Here is a 17177-nt window from a genome sequence, read left to right as displayed (position 1 = left end):
AATCAAAACTAACTATTGGGCAATACGCAAATTAGGACGGCATGGATCGCATTGGGGATTTGATTAATTTTAATTAATGGCTTGATCTTCTTGGTACGGAATTTGGTAAAAAGAACAATCTTTTTATTTGAGTTTTTCGAATGCAGGCGATAGAAAAATTTTGTAATTTTTATCAACAACTTAAAAGCAGAGATATCTCAGGTTTAGCTGATGTTTACGCTCACAACATCGAATTTATCGACCCCATAGCGACTCACAATGGGTTTGATGCAGTCCAAAATTATTTTGCCAAGTTATTAAGTGGAACACGTTCATGTGACTTCACCATAGTGTCGGTCGACGCTGTGGATCATAATCACTATTACGTTACTTGGGTAATGCAATTTGAGTCAATCAAATTAAAGGGCAAGACAATTCAAGTGGAAGGGCTCACAAATTTAAAAACCGATGCAACTCACGTGACATACCATCGTGACTATTATGATATGGGAGAACTCGTGTATGAGCACATACCTTTTTTGGGTTACTGGATTAGAAAAATTAAAAGGCAACTGAAATGAGTAAAACCATGTTAATCACCGGCGCCACCTCGGGCATCGGCGAAGCGCTTGCAAAGTTAGCGGCCCGAAGTGGATACTCAGTGATCGCTTGTGGTAGAAACGAATCGAAGCTCACTGAACTGGCTCAATTAAACAACATTTCGACGCTTCAGTTTGACGTTACCGACGCCGCTCAAGCGCAAGAAAAGTTACATGCAATTAATTGCGACATTGCGGTGTTAAATGCCGGCACATGCGAATATGTAGACGTCGATGCGATCGAACCAGATATGTTTCATCGCGTCTTCGAACCTAATTTTTTTGGCGTTGTTAATTGCGTTGCTGCACTGCGCCCCAATTTGATGCGCGATGACCAATTGGTTATCGTCGACTCACTGGCTCGCTTGTTGCCTTTCACACGCAGTGAAGCCTATGGTGCTAGTAAAGCTGCTCTGCATTATTTCACCAAAAGTCTCGCCGTTGATCTTTCTCGTTCGGGCGTTTTTGTACAGTCAGTGTCACCCGGTTTCGTTGAGACGCCACTCACTGATAAGAATGACTTCGACATGCCAATGAAAATCAGTGTTGAAGAGGCTGTTGAAGACCTATTGCAAGGTATCGAAAAACGTCACGCATCAATCTACTTCCCTACACGATTTAGCCTGATGCTGAGAATGCTTAACCTACTGCCTGCATTTATTAAACATAAACTTTGTGTGGGTATGCAGAAAAACATGCGCCGTGGTGCGAAAAAATGACAAAAAATATCGCAATTATTGGGACCGGTATATCTGGATTGACGTGTGCTTATCTGCTCTCACAAAAGCACACCGTAACTGTCTACGAAGCGAATGATTACATCGGCGGACACACAGCAACCAAACAAGTCAATGTCAATGGTAATAATTACGCCATCGATACAGGATTTATTGTATTCAACGATTGGACTTACCCTAATTTTAACCAATTAATGGCGCGGCTGAAGGTTGAAATGCAGCCTACTGAAATGAGTTTTAGCGTTAAAAACGTTGCCGAAAATTTGGAATACAACGGTAACACCATTAATAGTTTATTTGCTCAGCGACGGAATATTGTGCGTCCAAAATTTATCGGTATGGTGCGCGACATTCTAACTTTTAATAAAGCCTGTAAAGCGCTTGATATAGATGCCGTCAGCAATACAACTACACTTTTCGAATTCATCGCGCAGCTGGGTCTAGGCAAAACGTTTACCGACAATTACATTTTGCCAATGTGTGCAGCCATTTGGTCGGCGTCAATAGAGCAAACCAAACAGTTTCCGTTGCGTTTCTTTTTGCAGTTTTTTAACAATCATGGTCTTTTGAATATTACTAACCGACCGCAGTGGTATACCCTAGTTGGGGGTTCAAGTCGTTACATCGAACCATTAATCAGCGGTTTCAAAGAGCGGATCTTACTCAACACGCCTGTAACGTCAGTTAGGCCTTGCACGCAGGGCGTTGAGATTATGACGGCAGGAGGCGAAATTGCAGTTTATGATGACGTTATCTTTGCTTGCCACAGCGATCAAGCCCTACAAATGTTATCAGCGCCAACGCAGCAGCAAACCAACATTCTTGGGGCAATTCCTTATGCAATGAACGAAGTGGTGCTGCATACCGACACTGCACTTCTGCCAAAACGTGAATTAGCGTGGGCTAGCTGGAACTATCTTATAAAAGGGACGCACAACGAAAGCGATAAACCTGCATCGGTTACCTATAATATGAATATTCTGCAGCGTATTCATACTGCGCCGGAAACGTTTTGTGTGACGCTGAACAACACCGCAGATATTGATCCAGCCAAAATACTTGGAACCTATCATTATGCACACCCGCAATTTGGTACAGATATGGTAAAAGCGCAACAACAGCGCAACGAAATCTGTGGTGTTAACGGTATGCATTTCTGCGGTGCCTACTGGTATAACGGTTTTCATGAGGACGGAGTGCGCAGTGCGTTGGACGTATGCGCTCGTTTTGGACTCACATTGTGAGGTTAGGCTAATGGAAAGCGCACTCTATGTTGGTGAGGTATTGCATCAACGTGTAATCCCTAAGCATCATGCCTTTAACTACCGAATATATCTATTCTGGTTAAAGTTGGACGAAGTCGACCTCGTTGCTCGGTCAGTCACTGGCTTTTCAGCCCGGCGCTTTGCTCCTGTTCAGTTTCGACGGAGTGACTATTTAGGCGACCCCACGATAACGTTGCGTCAAGCCGTGCTAAACCAATGCAGTGAAATCAGTGATGAACCCATCGAAGGCGACGTGTTTATGCTTGGCCAACTCCGTACCTTTGGTTTTTATTTTAGCCCAGTCAACTTTTACTTCATCCGAGCCCAGAGCGGTGAATTTACTCATATGTTGGCTGAAGTCAGTAACACCCCCTGGAATAAACGCCATCATTACTTGGTCGATCTAAAGACTCAACAGCCAACCAACAAGGCTTTTCATGTTTCCCCATTTAATCCCATGGATATGGTTTATCATTGGTCAGTATGTCAACCAGATAACGAGTTAAAGCTAAGCTTATCTTGCTTTAAGCAACAGCGACATTTCACCGCCGCTTTAAACATGAAAAAAATGTCATTGAACTCAAACAGTTTAATGCGCGTATTAGTCTCAATACCAAGCATGGCGTTAAAGACAGTGTTTGGCATTTATTGGCAAGCAATAAAATTGTTTGTTAAGCGAGTACCGTTTTATCCCTATCCCAAAAGTACGAAGGAATAACAAGCATGACTCATGGTGAACAGACCCTAGTTTTCGAAGATCAAATGAGTTGGGTAGACCGCATAGCAAAAAGTCTCTTTTTAGATGTGTTGAAGTCCCTACCACACGGACAAATTACGATTAAAGAGCGCGGAGTAGCGGTAATAACCTGTGGAGATAAAGCAAGTTCTCTGCATGCTGAAGTCAACATTGTTGACCCCAAGGCCTACCGGCATCTATTAATTGGGGGGAGCGTAGCATCCGGAGAAACGTTTACCGATGGCTTGTGGGAAACACCTAATCTAACTGATGTCATTCGGATTTTTGCACGTAACCTCGACACTTTAGATCAGTGGGAAGCAAAGTTCAGATGGCTAAGCTTACCGATGCTTAAAATAAAACATATGTTGCGCAAGAACTCTCAAACGCAAGCGAAAAAGAACATTGCCGCGCATTACGATTTAGGCAACAAACTGTACACCCGTTTTCTCGACGAAAGCATGATGTACTCAGCGGCGATTTATCCCGATGATGCTTGCTCACTAGCCTTAGCACAGCAGCACAAATTAAAGACTATTTGCGACAAACTACAATTAACAGAGTCCGATCACTTGCTAGAAATCGGTACCGGTTGGGGGGGCCTAGCGGTATTTGCGGCTAAACATTATGGCTGCAAAGTTACAACAACAACCATTTCAGAAGAACAATACGCTTATGCGCAAGCTTGGGTGGCTAAAGAAAACTTAGCGAGTCAGATAACGCTATTGAAAAAAGACTATCGTTTACTGGAGGGTCAATACGATAAGCTGGTTTCAATTGAAATGATTGAAGCGGTCGGCAAAGAATATTTAAATAACTTTTTTGCCAAATGCGCCGCTTTGCTAAAACGCGATGGCTTAATGGTGCTTCAGGCCATTACTATCGACGATAGACGTTATGACGACTACGCCCAAGGCGTTGATTTTATACAGAAACACATTTTCCCAGGTGGTTTTTTACCTTCACAATACATAATGAATAAGGCTTTGAAGGAGCATACTGACCTCATGATCCGAGACCTTCACGACATTGGTTTGGATTATGCTCGCACATTGAAAGACTGGTACCACGCCTTTCAGCGCAATCGCGAGGTGCTCCTGCATGATGGTTATGATGATCGGTTCATGCGTTTATGGCAATACTACATGAATTATTGTGAAGGTGGCTTTCTGGAGCGCACGATAAGCACTGTCCAATTAGTGCTGTCTAAACCCGCTTTTCAGCAAGGGATAACCCGTCAAGCACTATGAGATATTGGTTGTTTAAAACTGAACCTGACGCATTTGGGATCCAAGATCTAGCAACACAAACTGGCGGGAAGGCGACGTGGGATGGAGTGCGTAATTATCAAGCGCGCAATTTCTTGCGTGATGAGGTTAATGTTGGTGATACCGTATTTATTTACCACTCCAGTTGTAAAGAGGTTGGTATTGCGGGGCTAGCAAAAGTAACCCGTGTAGGATTGGTTGACGAATCGCAATTTGATCCTGAGTCAAAATATTACGATCCCAAAGCCACAACAGACAACCCACGCTGGTACATGGTAGAAGTGCAACACGTCAAAACACTGCAACAAGTGCTAGCCTTGCGCACGATTAAAGCAATGCCACACATCACAGAGCTGCCGCTAGTAAAAGCGGGGCATCGATTGTCCGTCATGCCGGTGAGTCAATCTGAAGCGCAACAGCTCTTGAACGCTATTAACTAGCCGATAGGTTTCCTTGCCAATTACCCGCTATTGTCTTCGCCTTCCAATACAGAAATAGGTTGCGACATGATGGGCTTACCTTGATTAATCACTATTTCTACACGCCGATTGCGAGAACGAGCATCGGCTTCATCGCCCTCAAGCAATGGCGCGGTATCTGCTTTCCCCACCACTGACATACGCGATTCATCAAACCCATTAGCCCGGCGTAATTCTTCAGCAACCGCTACCGCGCGTTGCGCCGATAAGTCCCAATTTGATCGATACAGCTCATTGGAAATCTGCTGACTATCACTGTGACCTGACACCTCAATTTCTCCTGGCATATCTGCCAACAATTCACCGATACTGCGAATAATCGGTATAAATTGCGGTTGAAGGAATGCTGAACCGGCAGAAAAGGAACCGTTCTCACGGATCCGAATGGTGATTTGCTGACCCAGCGATTCCATTTCTATAGATCCATCAACAATTTGTTTTTCTAATTGTTGTGCGACCTTCTTGAGCATTTCATTGACTTGTTCTTGACTGGCTTGCTGAGTTTGCTGTGCTGCCGATTGATCGGTTGCTGTTTGTTGCGCTTGCCCGCCGCGTTGTGTACCTCGCTGTTTCTGACGGCCACCTGCAGAATCTTCGTCACCTGCTTGAAACTCAAGCATTTGTTGAGTCATTTCAATGGTTTGCTGTTGAATATTTTCAATCGGCGTTGGGTCCGGACGTCCAGGTCTAAACTCCATTGCGATCACGCTGGTACCTTTTGGAATATCTTTAACTTCGATTTTATTTTGTACCCCAAAAGCAAACTTCATCGAACCTGCGATTTGCTTGAACTTGAGCACGTCCATTTCCGAGAACGCCAATAACAAGACAAAGAAACACATCAACAACGACATCAAGTCGGCAAACGTGCCCATCCACGGGGGCAGTCCCTCTGGGGGGCATTTGGGACATTCTTCTTCTTGGCTAGCCATACTTAATCTTCTTCACTTGGCTCAGAACGTTTGCTTGCTGCAAGGTAATTTTTCAGGATCCCCTCGATAACCCTGGGGTTTTGACCATCCGCTATGCCGACAATACCGTCAAGCACCAGCGATTGATTAAGCTTTTCTTCTTCAGCCCGGTTGCCGAGTTTTATTGCAATAGGTAAACAAATCACGTTGGCAAAAAACGCTCCGTACAATGTTGTCAACAAAGCTACCGCCATCGCAGGACCAATGGCTTTGGGATCATCCATATTACTTAACATCGCAACCAATCCTATCAAAGTACCGATCATTCCCATTGCCGGCGCCACATCTCCCATACCTTTGAAAATTCCCGCCCCAAACTCATGCCGCTGGGTTGTCATACTGATATCTTTGGCTAGCGTCTCACGGACCACATCAATGTCGTGGCCATCTACCAGCATATCTACCCCTTTCTGCATAAAGCTATTTTCTATTTCTGCTTCCTCGAGCGCTAAGAATCCGCCTTTACGTGCAGCATCAGCCATTTCGACAATCTTTTGAATGAGGTCTTCGGGCGCTTCGATTTTAAACATGAAGGCTTTGCCTGCGATTTTCCCTGCACCAAAAAACTGGCCCAAGGTAAATTGTGAGAGCACAACAAAGATAGTGCCGCCGAACACGATAAGTATTGAGGGGACATTGATAAACATACCCATATCGCCGCCCAGCACCATCGCCATAACAACGAAACCTATCGCGCCAATAATGCCTATGACGGTTGCTAAATCCACTTGCGACTCCTATGTTGCAACACTGATATAAGATTCTATGCTAGCCATTGTATCGACCAGTACAATAATTTCTATACTCCACTTGCTTAGGGCTTGGAGTTTGGTTCATTTGCACCTTCAGCTACCCCACATTTATACAATATAGCAGAGCCGCAGAACACTGGTTTTATTGTTGTTACTTTACCTTAGATGGCTAGTTTGCCCATGCGTCATCAAGTGGTTAGCAAGGATGGTTTAGATCAGCGTAAAAACGTTGACCCGCTATGTCTCGTTCGGTAAGGTTCGCCAATATTTTCAGACACGTGTGGATGACAAGTTGAGCAACTTTGAACAAACCATCGCAGAACTTGAACAAATTGTGAAAGATATGGAACAAGGTGACCTTCCCTTGCAAACAGCGTTGGAAAAATTCGAGCGCGGCGTGCAATTGACTAAAGAAGGGCAAGCCACGCTAGAAGCTGCAGAACAAAAAGTTAAAGTGCTGATGAACCAAAATGGCAATCAAGAACTCGGTGACCTAAATAGCAGCGATGAATAGCTCCCTTTCTGATTTCCATCATGCTGTGAGGCATGAAGTTGACGAATTTTTAAATCAGCAAATCGCTCAATTGCCCGAGCATGCACCGCAACTTAAAGCCGCGATGCAATATGCTCTGCTAGTTGGTGGTAAACGCATGCGACCATTGCTACATGGTATTATTGCAGATTGCATTCATGCCCCGCGGGCATGTGCAATTGCAGTTTCCGCAGCCATTGAGTGTATTCACGCATATTCGTTAGTGCATGACGACCTGCCAGCAATGGACGATGATGAATTACGCCGAGGTCAACCTACTTGTCATATCAAGTTTGATGAGGCTACCGCTATTTTAACCGGTGATGCATTACAAACGTTAGCCTTCGAAATACTTTCAGGGCCTGCAACTGCCCAATTATCGGATGCTCAACGTATCGATATCATTCGTTGTCTAAGTCAAGCATCAGGTTATCAAGGTATGTGCGGTGGTCAGGCGATGGACTTGGCGGCAACCAACACACGTGTTTCTACGGATTATTTAATCAAACTCCACCAGTTGAAAACGGGCGCTTTACTTAAAGCCTGTGCTATTACAGCAACGATGTTAGATGCTAATTTGGCGGAACGTGAACAGCAGGCGTTTGCCGCATATGCTGAAGCCATCGGTCTAGCTTTCCAAATTCAAGATGACATTTTAGATGTCACTGCCAGTAGTGAAACCTTGGGCAAACCCGCGGGATCCGACGAGCGTGCTAATAAATCAACATTCCCCGCCTTGCTTGGCCTTGCACAATCAAAGGTACAACTACAGGAATATCACACACTAGCGCTTCAAGCCTTGGACACTTTGCCTTACAATACCCAGCTATTACGGCAATTTGCCGACTTAATGCTAAGTAGAACCCATTAATCGCATGACATTAGATATCAACCAGTATCCAACGTTGGCTTTGGCTAACGACCCTGCCGCCCTGCGGACCTTGCCGCAAGACAAATTAAAGGTTTTAGCTGGTGAGTTACGCCAGTATCTATTGGCTTGCGTTAGCCAAAGCAGTGGTCACTTCGCTTCAGGATTAGGAACGGTTGAACTAACCGTTGCGTTGCACTATGTCTATCAAACGCCTTTCGATCGTCTGATATGGGATGTCGGTCATCAAGCTTACCCACATAAAATTCTTACCGGTCGCCGTGAGCGAATGCGCACTATTCGACAAAAAGGTGGTCTCCACCCTTTCCCATGGCCGCCAGAGAGTGAGTTTGATACCTTTGCCGTAGGGCATTCCTCTACTTCTATTAGCGCTGCGCTTGGTATGGCAATCGCTGCAGAGAAAGAACAAAGAGACAGAAAAATCGTCGCAGTTATCGGTGACGGTGCTATGACTGCAGGGATGGCATTTGAAGCACTCAATCATGGCGGTGATATCGATAAAGATCTGGTCGTTGTCTTAAACGACAATGAAATGTCAATTTCTGAAAATGTTGGTGCTCTCAACAGCCACCTTGCTCGTCTACTTACAGGAAATTTGTTTAATAGTATCCGTGATGGCGGTAAAAAACTCTTAAGCAACGTTCCGCCGATCAAGGAATTTGCTAGTCGCGCCGAAGAGCATATCAAAGGCATGGTTGTGCCAGGTACCATTTTCGAAGAACTAGGTTTTAAATACATCGGCCCTATCGATGGCCACGACGTCAATGGTATGGTCGATACCTTACGCAATATGCGCAAAATGAAAGGCCCGCAAATACTCCATGTAGTCACGCGCAAAGGTAAGGGCTACGACGTTGCCGAGAAAGATCCAATCAAATATCACGCCGTACCAAAATTTAATCCGGCTGATAACGCATTACCCGTAAGTAAACCCAGTGGCCCTACCTACTCCAAAGTATTTGGCGATTGGCTTTGTGACATGGCGGCTCAGGATCCGAAACTAGTAGCAGTAACTCCAGCTATGCGCGAAGGTTCAGGTATGGTCCGCTTCTCTCAAGAGTACCCGCAACAATACTTTGACGTTGCCATCGCCGAACAACATGCGGTTACCTTAGCCGCGGGTATGGCGCGTGAAGGGTTGAATGCGATTGTGGCGATTTATTCGACGTTTTTACAGCGTGCCTATGACCAGTTGATCCACGATGTTGCCATTCAAAATTTACCTGTTTTGTTTGCAATTGACCGAGCCGGGATAGTGGGCGCTGATGGCCCTACTCACCAAGGTGCTTTCGATATCAGCTTTCTGCGTTGTATACCGAATATGATGATCATGACGCCCAGTGATGAAAATGAATGTCGACAGATGCTTTATACTGGACACAAAGCGCAGGTTCCAGTGGCGGTTCGTTATCCTAGAGGTACTGGTACTGGTGCGGAAATAAATACTGAAATGACAGAGCTCCCACTTGGCAAAGCACGTTTGTTGCGGGAAGGTAAATCTATTGCAATATTGAACTTCGGGACCCTAATCAACTATGCCGAAGCGGCCGCTACGGAAGCCGACGCCACCTTGGTTGATATGCGCTTTGTTAAGCCGTTAGATACTGACATGATAGAACGTATTGCCGCACAACACGATGCGATTGTCACCGTTGAAGATGGGGCTATTATGGGCGGCGCAGGCAGTGCTGTCGGTGAATACTTGCATGCACAAGGACTCCATGTTCGCTTGCGTAAGGTGGGGTTACCGGATCAATTTATACTGCAGGGTACTCAACAAGAAATGTATGCCGAACTCGGCATGGATACCCAAGGCATACTAAACCAGATCGCTGCGCTAAAACAATAAGGGCAGAACCATCCAATGGAGGCAGGCGCAAGTCATTAGGCCTGCCACAATATCATCCAACATGATCCCGAGACCGCCATGTAAGTGTTTATCAAGAAAACTGATTGGCCATGGCTTGAGAATGTCAAAAATTCGGAATAGTACAAATCCCGCGATTAATGTGGCAGGTGTTATAGGGATGAATAAAAAAGCGACCAACATACCCGCGACTTCATCCCAGACAATCGAGCCGTGATCATGCACCCCCATATCGACGGCAGTTTTATCACAGATCCAGATACCAACAACGCTTGCAAGGCAGGCACAAAGCACCAGCCACTCCATACTGAGCATGGACAATGCGGCCAGCACAGGAATGGCAGCAAGCGATCCCATAGTTCCGGGCATAAATGGAATTAATCCGCTGCCAAATCCCAATGCTAGGAAATGCACCGGATTGCGCATGGATACTTTAGCGCGCAGCTCAGCTTCCATTGAAATGTTCGAAACCTTTGCGACCAGTAAACGCAAAGGGCTTATCGTTTTGGCGCAACTCGATCTTATCGACCAGCCCCGTGATTTGACCAATACAGGTTGTCTTAATACCGAATGTTGTTAGCGCAGTTTCCACTTTACTCTTATATTCTTCACCAATGGTATACAAGAGCTCGTAATCATCGCCTGCCGTTAAACCGTATTGGATGGCTTGAGTAGGGGTTACCACATTGCTCAGCTCTTGTGACAGCGGTAAACGATCAACATGCACGAGAGCTCCACACTTAGAGGCTTTCAAAATGTGCGATAAATCGGCCAACAAGCCATCACTGATATCAATACAGGCACTCGCGCAACGGCGCAGTGCAGTCCCTGCGACCACCTGCGGGCTGGGGTAACGATGACGCTTAATTAAGTAATCGGCGTCAGCACCCGTTGCCTCTAACGCATGCTTCAGGATATCAAGCCCAGCGCCTGCATCGCCTACATGCCCCGTCACATAGATCCAATCTCCTGGCTTAGCACCAGATCGCTTTAACGCTGAGTCTTCGGGTACAAAACCTTGCGCAGTTATGGTTAAAGAAAGTGGACCTGAAACCGTATCACCGCCTATCAATTGCACGTGGTAATACTCAAGCAACTCATAAATACCTTGGCTGAACGCGTCCAGCCATGCTTCTTCAGTTGCAGGGATCGATAAAGACAAGCTTACCCAAGCGGGTTCTGCCCCCATTGCTGCCAAATCACTAAGATTCGCAGCCATTGCCTTGTGCGCAACCGCATGAGCGGGAGCGTCCGGAAGAAAGTGTACGCCGCTAACCAAGGTATCAGTGGTGGTTGCCAAGCACTGCTTGTCAGGCACTTGTGTGACTGCGGCATCATCGCCAATGCCGATTAATACGTCTTTACGCGTGTAGCCACCGCGTTTAAAAAAACGCTCAATTAAATCGAATTCCTTCACGTGACTAACTACGCTCGTGCTTACGCAGTGTTTTTACCGCTTTGTCTAAAACACCATTGATGAATTTATGGCTGTCTTGCGCGCCAAAACTTTTGGCTAACTCAATTGCCTCATTGATGATGACTTTATAGGGTGTCTCTATGCAATGTACGAGTTCGAACGTAGCGATGCGCAAGGTTGCCTTTTCTATCGGATCAAGCTCTTCAGGCAAGCGACCCAAGTAGGGCTTGATTTGCTCATCTAATTGGTCAGTGTGCTCAGCGCAACCACGCAACAAACGCTGAAACAGTGTCATATCGACCTGCTTCATATCGTTACTTGTGGCTAACATCAACTCCACTTGTTCAATCGCATTATTCGACATTTGCCAAGAGTAGACGCCTTGCAATGCCAGTTCGCGCGCTCTATGGCGAGGTGATACTTTCACGTTATTCACCCAGTTGCTGCTCGATGTTTGCCATGACGTTGACCATTTCCAGCGCGCCCATGGCGGCCTCGGCACCTTTATTGCCTGCCTTGGTACCAGAACGCTCAATCGCCTGTTCAATGCTGTCAGTGGTAATAACGCCAAAAGAAACTGGAATAGCAAAATCCAGTGAAACCTGCGCCAGTCCTTTGTTGCATTCGCCTGCAACAAAGTCAAAATGTGGAGTTCCACCACGGATAACCGCGCCCAAGGCGATAATGGCATCAAATTTCTGACTGGCCGCTAGCTTCTTGGCTGCAATGGGTAATTCGTATGCGCCTGGTACACGCACAACGGTAATATCTGCATCATTAACTTCGCCGAAACGCTCCAAGGTGTCGAGCGCCCCTTCTAACAAACTCTCTACAACGAAGCTATTAAACCGCGAAACCACAATAGCAAACCGCTTACCCGTTGCTCTGACATTACCTTCAATTACATTCATTTCACAACCCCTAAAAATTTCGGCGCGCATTATAGCACAGCTTTTCGCCAGTCTAGCTAAAGAAAACTAATTATTCGTGTATATATTCGACTACTTCCAGTCCGTAACCCGATAGAGCGTGGTATTTGACTGGCTTGCTTAACAATCGCATCTGCTTAACCCCCAATGAGGCTAAAATTTGGCTACCTACCCCAACAGTTCGCGAGGATCCTTTCCAATCCGCTGCGGGTGGTGTTTCACCGCGATCTTCCATTTCAAATTGATGCACTTGTTGCGCGATATCTTCTTCTTTACCCAACAACACGAGTACCCCACCGTCATTCGCGATCCGTTGCATCGCTTGTGGTAAAGTCATAGAGCGACTGAGCGAACGCGTGGATCCCAGCAGGTCAGAAAAAGTATTATGCAAATGCACACGCACTAATGTTGGTTTATCAGCCACAATATCGCCCTTCTTCAAGGCGAAATGCAGTTGATTATCAATAATGTCGCGGAAGGTAAAAAGTTCAAATTCACCGTATTGCGTAGGTAAGTGGCACTGGGCTACTCGCTCAATCGTCGTCTCATTGATGTTGCGGTATTCGATAAGGTCTGCAATGGTGCCCATTTTCAGGTTATGCTTCTGCGCAAACGCTTCTAATTCTGGGCGCCTTGCCATAGTGCCGTCGTCATTCAAAATTTCGACAATCACTGCTGCTGGCTCACAGCCTGCCAAGCGCGCTAAATCTACCCCCGCCTCGGTATGTCCAGCTCGATTTAAGACTCCACCTTGCTTAGCGATTAATGGAAAAATGTGCCCCGGCTGAACGATGTCTGATGCTTTTGCATCAGGTGCCGTTGCTGCCAGTATGGTTTTTGCCCTGTCGGCCGCTGAAATACCGGTGGTTACGCCCTCTGCGGCCTCAATTGAAACAGTAAAGTTAGTCGAAAACTGGGCGCCATTATTGTTGACCATTAGCGGCAGGTTTAGGCGCTGGCAGCGCTCAGCGGTCATGGGTAAACACACCAGTCCGCGCGCATGCTTCACCATAAAGTTAATTGCTTCTGGCGTAACATGCTGGGCTGCCATGATCAAATCGCCTTCATTCTCGCGATCTTCATCGTCCATCAAAATGACCATACGACCATTACGAATATCTTCAATAATTTCTTGTGGTGTGTTCAGTGCCATCGTGCTCTCTGTAAGGTAAAGATTAAGCGATTATTTTTATTGTTTTAAAAATCCGTGTTCGGCCAAAAACGCCATGTCGAGCTTACTTGTTGAAGCCTTCGCTGCGTCAGCGCCCATTAGTAGCCGCTCTAAATAGCGGGCGACCAAGTCAACTTCTAGGTTTATGCGAGAACCAACCTGATAATCCGCCATAACAGTTTCTTGCAACGTATGCGGAATGATCCAGAGCATAAAATCGGTACCGTTGACCTCATTAACGGTCAGACTGATACCATCCACCGTTATCGAGCCTTTGTGCGCAATATACTTGGCAAGCGATGCTGGTGCAGTCACCCAAAACTCTATGTACTTGCTATGGTGATTGATTTTGCTAATGGTACCAATCCCATCAACATGTCCAGAAACGATATGCCCACCCAAGCGGTCACTGACTGCCAAGGCCTTTTCTAAGTTGACTCGGGTACCTACCGCATATTGGCCAAAACCGGTGTATTTGAGGGTCTCTGCAGACACATCGGCACTGAACGAATGCTGGTCAAAAGCAACAACCGTTAAACAAACACCATTGGTAGCGATACTATCGCCCAGCGCCACATCTGCCATATCGAGTTTGCCAACATTGACCGTGATACGCATATCATCGCCCTTGTGTTGCAGTGCGGTTAGCGTACCCACGGCACTTATAATTCCTGTGAACATCTCGACTCCAGTCAGTTACGTTTGTGGTCTAAGCACCAATTTAAGGTCATTCCCAAGCCTTTCAACCGTTGTAAGACTGAATGCAGGGACCTGTTGCATCGACTCATAAGTCGGCAACATGATCAGTGGCTTTGCCGTATCTCCCATCAACTTGGGGGCTTGATAAACAATAATTTCATCGACTAAACCCGCATTCAGCATAGCGCCACCCAGTCGATGGCCACATTCCAACCAGACGGAATTAAAAGCGGCTTGCCCCATCCGTATAAGCAGCGCGGGCAAATCAATAAAACCCTGTGTTTTGGCTATCTGCCATTGTAGCACTTGTGCCGCAGGCAAGTGCGCTAATGCATTATTTTCTGCCTCATTGACCACAATCGTCTGCCCTTCTTGCGCCATGATTTGCAACTCACTATGCAGGCGATTTTTGCTATCAATAATGACTCGTGCAGGTTGTCGCACGGCTTGTTGCTGCAATTCTTGAGGATAAAACTCATCTGCAGACAAGCGCACTGTTAATTGTGGGTTATCCAATAACACGGTGTCGGCGCCAGTTAGAATGGCGCAATGTTTAGCCCGCTCGATATGTACATCGCGGCGCGCCTCAGAGCCTGTAATCCATTGACTTTGTCCGTTATGCAGTGCGGTTCTGCCATCCAAACTCGCGGCGAGTTTAAGCGTTACAAAGGGTCGCCCCGTTAACATGCGCTTGATAAACCCGCGGTTTATTTCGCTTGCCTCTGCCTGTGCAATCCCCAGCGATACATTTATGCCTGCCGCTTGCAATTTCGCAATTCCTTGCCCTGCGACTAATGGGTTTGGATCTTGCACAGCGACTACTACACGGCTGATACCGGCTTGAATCAATGCATCCGCGCAAGGGCCAGTGCGGCCATGGTGACTACAAGGTTCGAGGGTGACGTAAGCAGTTGCACCTAGCGCATGCGCTCCGGCGGCCCTCAGGGCGTGTACTTCGGCATGCGGAGTTCCGGCTTGCTGATGAAAGCCCTCTCCGACTATGGTTCCCTGTGCATTTACAATGACGCAACCCACACATGGATTGGGTGTCGTTGTATATTGACCTCGGCGCGCGAGCTCGATAGCCCGTAACATAAAGCTAGTATCGACAACGCGACTATGCATAGAGGTGCCTTGATTCAACTAATCGCCAAGCTTGGCAATCTCTTCACCAAACTCACGAATATCTTCAAATGAACGATACACCGAGGCAAAGCGCACATATGCGACTTTATCCAACTCTTTCAGTGCGTCCATAATTAAGTTGCCGACCATTTCACTACTGACCTCTCGTTCACCAGTCGCGCGTAAAGCCGATTTTATTTTTACAATGCACTGTTCAATTTGTTCAGTACTGACGGGGCGTTTCTCAAGTGCGCGCAACATTCCGGCGCGTAACTTTTCTTCATTGAATGGATCGCGGCTACCGTCCCTTTTGATTACGCGGGGTAAAACCAATTCCGCTAATTCAAAGGTAGTGAAACGTTCATGGCAATCCACACACTCACGGCGCCGTCTAATTTGATGACCCTCGGCGACCAGCCGAGAGTCGATCACTTTAGTATCTTGTGCCGTACAGAAAGGGCAATGCATTCGCTTAGTTCGCGTACACTGGGAAGCGAGTGCACAGCGCAACAACTTCGTCGCGTACACGTGCAATTACAGTTTCATCACCCATATTATCGAGCACATCACAAATCCAAGTTGCCACCTGCTCTGCTTCAGCTTCTTTAAAGCCTCGCCGAGTGATTGCTGGCGTACCTATGCGTAAACCACTGGTGACAAAAGGAGAGCGAGGGTCCTTAGGAACCGAATTTTTATTTACCGTAATATTTGCATTACCCAACGCAGCATCGGCATCTTTCCCGGTGATATCTTTGTCAATAAGGTCTAGCAAGAAAAGATGGTTATCCGTGCCATTTGACACAATCTTATAGCCGCGCTGTTGCATCACAGCAACCATTGCCTTGGCATTCGCCAACACTTGCTGTTGATAAACTTTGAATTCTGGCTCAAGGGCTTCTTTAAACGCTACAGCTTTTGCTGCAATGACATGGCACAGTGGACCACCTTGATTGCCGGGGAATACTGAACTGTTTAATTTCTTATATAAGGTTTCATCGCCACACGATGACAAGATCAAACCACCGCGCGGTCCTGCTAAGGTTTTGTGTGTCGTTGTCGTTACCACGTGCGCATGCGGTAGTGGATTCGGATAGAGACCAGCCGCAACCAAACCGGCAACGTGTGCCATATCAACAAGCAAATAGGCCCCTACCTTGTCAGCAATTGCACGGAACCGTTGCCAATCGACAATCCCTGAATAGGCAGAGAAGCCGCCGATGATCATTTTAGGTTTATGCTCTTCTGCCAACGCCTCAACCTGTGCATAATCGATTTCGCCGGTTTCCTCATTCAAGCCATACTGCACTGCATGATAAGTTTTACCGGAAAAATTAACATGTGAACCATGCGTAAGGTGACCACCATCGGCTAAGCTCATCCCCAGAACCGTATCGTTAGCATCCAGCAGAGCCATAAAAACGGCAGTATTTGCTTGAGAGCCAGAATGCGGTTGTACGTTGGCGTACTCAGCACCAAAGAGCTGTTTTGCGCGTTCTATGGCCAATTCTTCTGCGATATCAACATACTCACAGCCACCATAGTAGCGCTTCCCAGGATAGCCTTCGGCGTATTTATTGGTTAACTGAGAACCTTGCGCTTCAAGTACACGCGGACTGCAATAGTTTTCAGATGCAATCAACTCAATATGGTGTTCTTGGCGTGTATTTTCATTTTCAATGGCTTTGGCGAGTTCCGGATCAAAATCAGCAATTGTCATGTTGCGTGAAAGCATAAAGGCTCCTTAACAGCGAGGTACGGTTAC

Annotated in this window: 20 protein-coding genes; 9 read left to right on the top strand and 11 right to left on the bottom strand. The window is 46.5% G+C overall.

The features are described 5' to 3' along the window. Positions 1–140: 140 nt before the first annotated feature. Genes AC121Z_RS05210 through AC121Z_RS05185 form a run of 6 tightly spaced genes read left to right on the top strand, consistent with a single transcriptional unit; the run spans position 141 to position 5024 of the window. Positions 141–560, top strand: a complete 420-nt coding sequence (locus AC121Z_RS05210; protein ID WP_498127233.1) for a nuclear transport factor 2 family protein — start codon at positions 141–143, stop codon at positions 558–560. Further along, positions 557–1297 (top strand): SDR family NAD(P)-dependent oxidoreductase, encoded by a 741-nt coding sequence (locus AC121Z_RS05205; protein ID WP_498127232.1) that lies wholly within the window; start codon positions 557–559, stop codon positions 1295–1297. Before AC121Z_RS05210 ends, AC121Z_RS05205 begins: the two co-directional genes overlap by 4 nt. Next, entirely contained in the window at positions 1294–2559 is a 1266-nt protein-coding gene (locus tag AC121Z_RS05200) for an NAD(P)/FAD-dependent oxidoreductase (RefSeq protein WP_498127231.1), read from the top strand. The genes AC121Z_RS05205 and AC121Z_RS05200 overlap by 4 nt, the downstream gene beginning before the upstream one ends. A 10-nt stretch (positions 2560–2569) precedes the next feature. Beyond that, on the top strand, positions 2570–3298 hold the full coding sequence (locus tag AC121Z_RS05195; protein WP_498127230.1) for a DUF1365 domain-containing protein: 729 nt from the start codon (positions 2570–2572) through the stop codon (positions 3296–3298). A gap of 5 nt (positions 3299–3303) precedes the next feature. Continuing rightward, positions 3304–4566, top strand: coding sequence for a class I SAM-dependent methyltransferase (locus AC121Z_RS05190; RefSeq protein ID WP_498127229.1), 1263 nt, complete (start codon positions 3304–3306; stop codon positions 4564–4566). Then, the gene (locus tag AC121Z_RS05185) at positions 4563–5024 is read left to right on the top strand and encodes an EVE domain-containing protein (protein ID WP_498127228.1); all 462 of its coding nucleotides are present in this window, start codon (positions 4563–4565) and stop codon (positions 5022–5024) included. The genes AC121Z_RS05190 and AC121Z_RS05185 overlap by 4 nt, the downstream gene beginning before the upstream one ends. Positions 5025–5044: 20 nt before the next feature. Here the strand turns inward: AC121Z_RS05185 and AC121Z_RS05180 are convergent, their stop codons facing one another. Both AC121Z_RS05180 and pomA read right to left on the bottom strand, forming a co-directional pair. Beyond that, positions 5045–5995, bottom strand: coding sequence for a flagellar motor protein MotB (locus AC121Z_RS05180; protein WP_498127227.1), 951 nt, complete (start codon positions 5993–5995; stop codon positions 5045–5047). A gap of 2 nt (positions 5996–5997) precedes the next feature. Beyond that, positions 5998–6762, bottom strand: coding sequence for a flagellar motor protein PomA (gene pomA / locus AC121Z_RS05175; RefSeq protein ID WP_498127226.1), 765 nt, complete (start codon positions 6760–6762; stop codon positions 5998–6000). Between the two features lie 253 nt (positions 6763–7015). On the opposite strand from pomA, the gene AC121Z_RS05170 reads away from it, so the two are divergent. From AC121Z_RS05170 to dxs, 3 genes are read left to right on the top strand one after another with little or no spacing between them, the layout of a single operon-like run. Next, positions 7016–7300: an exodeoxyribonuclease VII small subunit gene (locus tag AC121Z_RS05170; RefSeq protein ID WP_498127225.1), complete on the top strand. Its 285-nt coding sequence runs from the start codon at positions 7016–7018 to the stop codon at positions 7298–7300. Continuing rightward, a complete protein-coding gene (locus tag AC121Z_RS05165; RefSeq protein ID WP_498127224.1) occupies positions 7293–8189 on the top strand; it encodes a polyprenyl synthetase family protein in 897 nt (298 codons plus the stop codon). Before AC121Z_RS05170 ends, AC121Z_RS05165 begins: the two co-directional genes overlap by 8 nt. Before the next feature lie 4 nt (positions 8190–8193). Next, positions 8194–10056, top strand: a complete 1863-nt coding sequence (dxs, locus tag AC121Z_RS05160; RefSeq protein WP_498127223.1) for a 1-deoxy-D-xylulose-5-phosphate synthase — start codon at positions 8194–8196, stop codon at positions 10054–10056. Here the strand turns inward: dxs and AC121Z_RS05155 are convergent. The 9 genes from AC121Z_RS05155 to glyA all read right to left on the bottom strand — a co-directional run bounded on the left by AC121Z_RS05155 (position 10045) and on the right by glyA (position 17147). Next, positions 10045–10530: a phosphatidylglycerophosphatase A family protein gene (locus tag AC121Z_RS05155; RefSeq protein ID WP_498127222.1), complete on the bottom strand. Its 486-nt coding sequence runs from the start codon at positions 10528–10530 to the stop codon at positions 10045–10047. The genes dxs and AC121Z_RS05155 overlap by 12 nt on opposite strands. Next, positions 10520–11491: a thiamine-phosphate kinase gene (gene thiL, locus AC121Z_RS05150; protein ID WP_498127221.1), complete on the bottom strand. Its 972-nt coding sequence runs from the start codon at positions 11489–11491 to the stop codon at positions 10520–10522. The genes AC121Z_RS05155 and thiL overlap by 11 nt, the downstream gene beginning before the upstream one ends. Positions 11492–11495: 4 nt before the next feature. Continuing rightward, positions 11496–11918 carry a transcription antitermination factor NusB gene (gene nusB / locus AC121Z_RS05145; protein ID WP_498127220.1) on the bottom strand — a complete coding sequence of 141 codons (423 nt, stop codon included), beginning with the start codon at positions 11916–11918 and terminating at the stop codon, positions 11496–11498. Between the two features lies 1 nt (position 11919). Next, positions 11920–12402 carry a 6,7-dimethyl-8-ribityllumazine synthase gene (ribH, locus tag AC121Z_RS05140; protein WP_498127219.1) on the bottom strand — a complete coding sequence of 161 codons (483 nt, stop codon included), beginning with the start codon at positions 12400–12402 and terminating at the stop codon, positions 11920–11922. 70 nt (positions 12403–12472) lie between these two features. Beyond that, positions 12473–13573: a bifunctional 3,4-dihydroxy-2-butanone-4-phosphate synthase/GTP cyclohydrolase II gene (ribBA, locus tag AC121Z_RS05135; protein WP_498127218.1), complete on the bottom strand. Its 1101-nt coding sequence runs from the start codon at positions 13571–13573 to the stop codon at positions 12473–12475. 36 nt (positions 13574–13609) lie between these two features. After that, the gene (locus AC121Z_RS05130) at positions 13610–14272 is read right to left on the bottom strand and encodes a riboflavin synthase (RefSeq protein ID WP_498127217.1); all 663 of its coding nucleotides are present in this window, start codon (positions 14270–14272) and stop codon (positions 13610–13612) included. Positions 14273–14287: 15 nt separating this feature from the next. After that, positions 14288–15415, bottom strand: coding sequence for a bifunctional diaminohydroxyphosphoribosylaminopyrimidine deaminase/5-amino-6-(5-phosphoribosylamino)uracil reductase RibD (gene ribD / locus AC121Z_RS05125; RefSeq protein WP_498127216.1), 1128 nt, complete (start codon positions 15413–15415; stop codon positions 14288–14290). Between the two features lie 18 nt (positions 15416–15433). Further along, the gene (gene nrdR, locus AC121Z_RS05120; RefSeq protein ID WP_498127215.1) at positions 15434–15883 is read right to left on the bottom strand and encodes a transcriptional regulator NrdR; all 450 of its coding nucleotides are present in this window, start codon (positions 15881–15883) and stop codon (positions 15434–15436) included. A gap of 4 nt (positions 15884–15887) precedes the next feature. Continuing rightward, a complete protein-coding gene (gene glyA / locus AC121Z_RS05115; RefSeq protein WP_498127214.1) occupies positions 15888–17147 on the bottom strand; it encodes a serine hydroxymethyltransferase in 1260 nt (419 codons plus the stop codon). Positions 17148–17177 lie beyond the last annotated feature (30 nt).

The sequence above is a fragment of the Alteromonas sp. DYW1 genome (genome assembly GCF_059752595.1).
Note: the sequence above shows the minus strand (reverse complement) of the source record. Positions and strands in the feature narration are given on the sequence as shown.

Excerpts from the sequence above, each read along its gene's own strand:
- ribH (WP_498127219.1), bottom strand. The coding sequence starts at position 12,402 with ATGAATGTAATTGAAGGTAATGTCAGAGCAACGGGTAAGCGGTTTGCT.
- AC121Z_RS05205 (WP_498127232.1), top strand. The coding sequence starts at position 557 with ATGAGTAAAACCATGTTAATCACCGGCGCCACCTCGGGCATCGGCGAA.
- AC121Z_RS05200 (WP_498127231.1), top strand. The coding sequence starts at position 1,294 with ATGACAAAAAATATCGCAATTATTGGGACCGGTATATCTGGATTGACG.
- AC121Z_RS05165 (WP_498127224.1), top strand. The coding sequence starts at position 7,293 with ATGAATAGCTCCCTTTCTGATTTCCATCATGCTGTGAGGCATGAAGTT.
- AC121Z_RS05130 (WP_498127217.1), bottom strand. The coding sequence starts at position 14,272 with ATGTTCACAGGAATTATAAGTGCCGTGGGTACGCTAACCGCACTGCAA.
- nrdR (WP_498127215.1), bottom strand. The coding sequence starts at position 15,883 with ATGCATTGCCCTTTCTGTACGGCACAAGATACTAAAGTGATCGACTCT.
- glyA (WP_498127214.1), bottom strand. The coding sequence starts at position 17,147 with ATGCTTTCACGCAACATGACAATTGCTGATTTTGATCCGGAACTCGCC.
- dxs (WP_498127223.1), top strand. The coding sequence starts at position 8,194 with ATGACATTAGATATCAACCAGTATCCAACGTTGGCTTTGGCTAACGAC.
- AC121Z_RS05185 (WP_498127228.1), top strand. The coding sequence starts at position 4,563 with ATGAGATATTGGTTGTTTAAAACTGAACCTGACGCATTTGGGATCCAA.
- AC121Z_RS05180 (WP_498127227.1), bottom strand. The coding sequence starts at position 5,995 with ATGGCTAGCCAAGAAGAAGAATGTCCCAAATGCCCCCCAGAGGGACTG.
- AC121Z_RS05195 (WP_498127230.1), top strand. The coding sequence starts at position 2,570 with ATGGAAAGCGCACTCTATGTTGGTGAGGTATTGCATCAACGTGTAATC.
- AC121Z_RS05210 (WP_498127233.1), top strand. The coding sequence starts at position 141 with ATGCAGGCGATAGAAAAATTTTGTAATTTTTATCAACAACTTAAAAGC.
- ribD (WP_498127216.1), bottom strand. The coding sequence starts at position 15,415 with ATGCATAGTCGCGTTGTCGATACTAGCTTTATGTTACGGGCTATCGAG.
- AC121Z_RS05190 (WP_498127229.1), top strand. The coding sequence starts at position 3,304 with ATGACTCATGGTGAACAGACCCTAGTTTTCGAAGATCAAATGAGTTGG.
- ribBA (WP_498127218.1), bottom strand. The coding sequence starts at position 13,573 with ATGGCACTGAACACACCACAAGAAATTATTGAAGATATTCGTAATGGT.
- AC121Z_RS05155 (WP_498127222.1), bottom strand. The coding sequence starts at position 10,530 with ATGGAAGCTGAGCTGCGCGCTAAAGTATCCATGCGCAATCCGGTGCAT.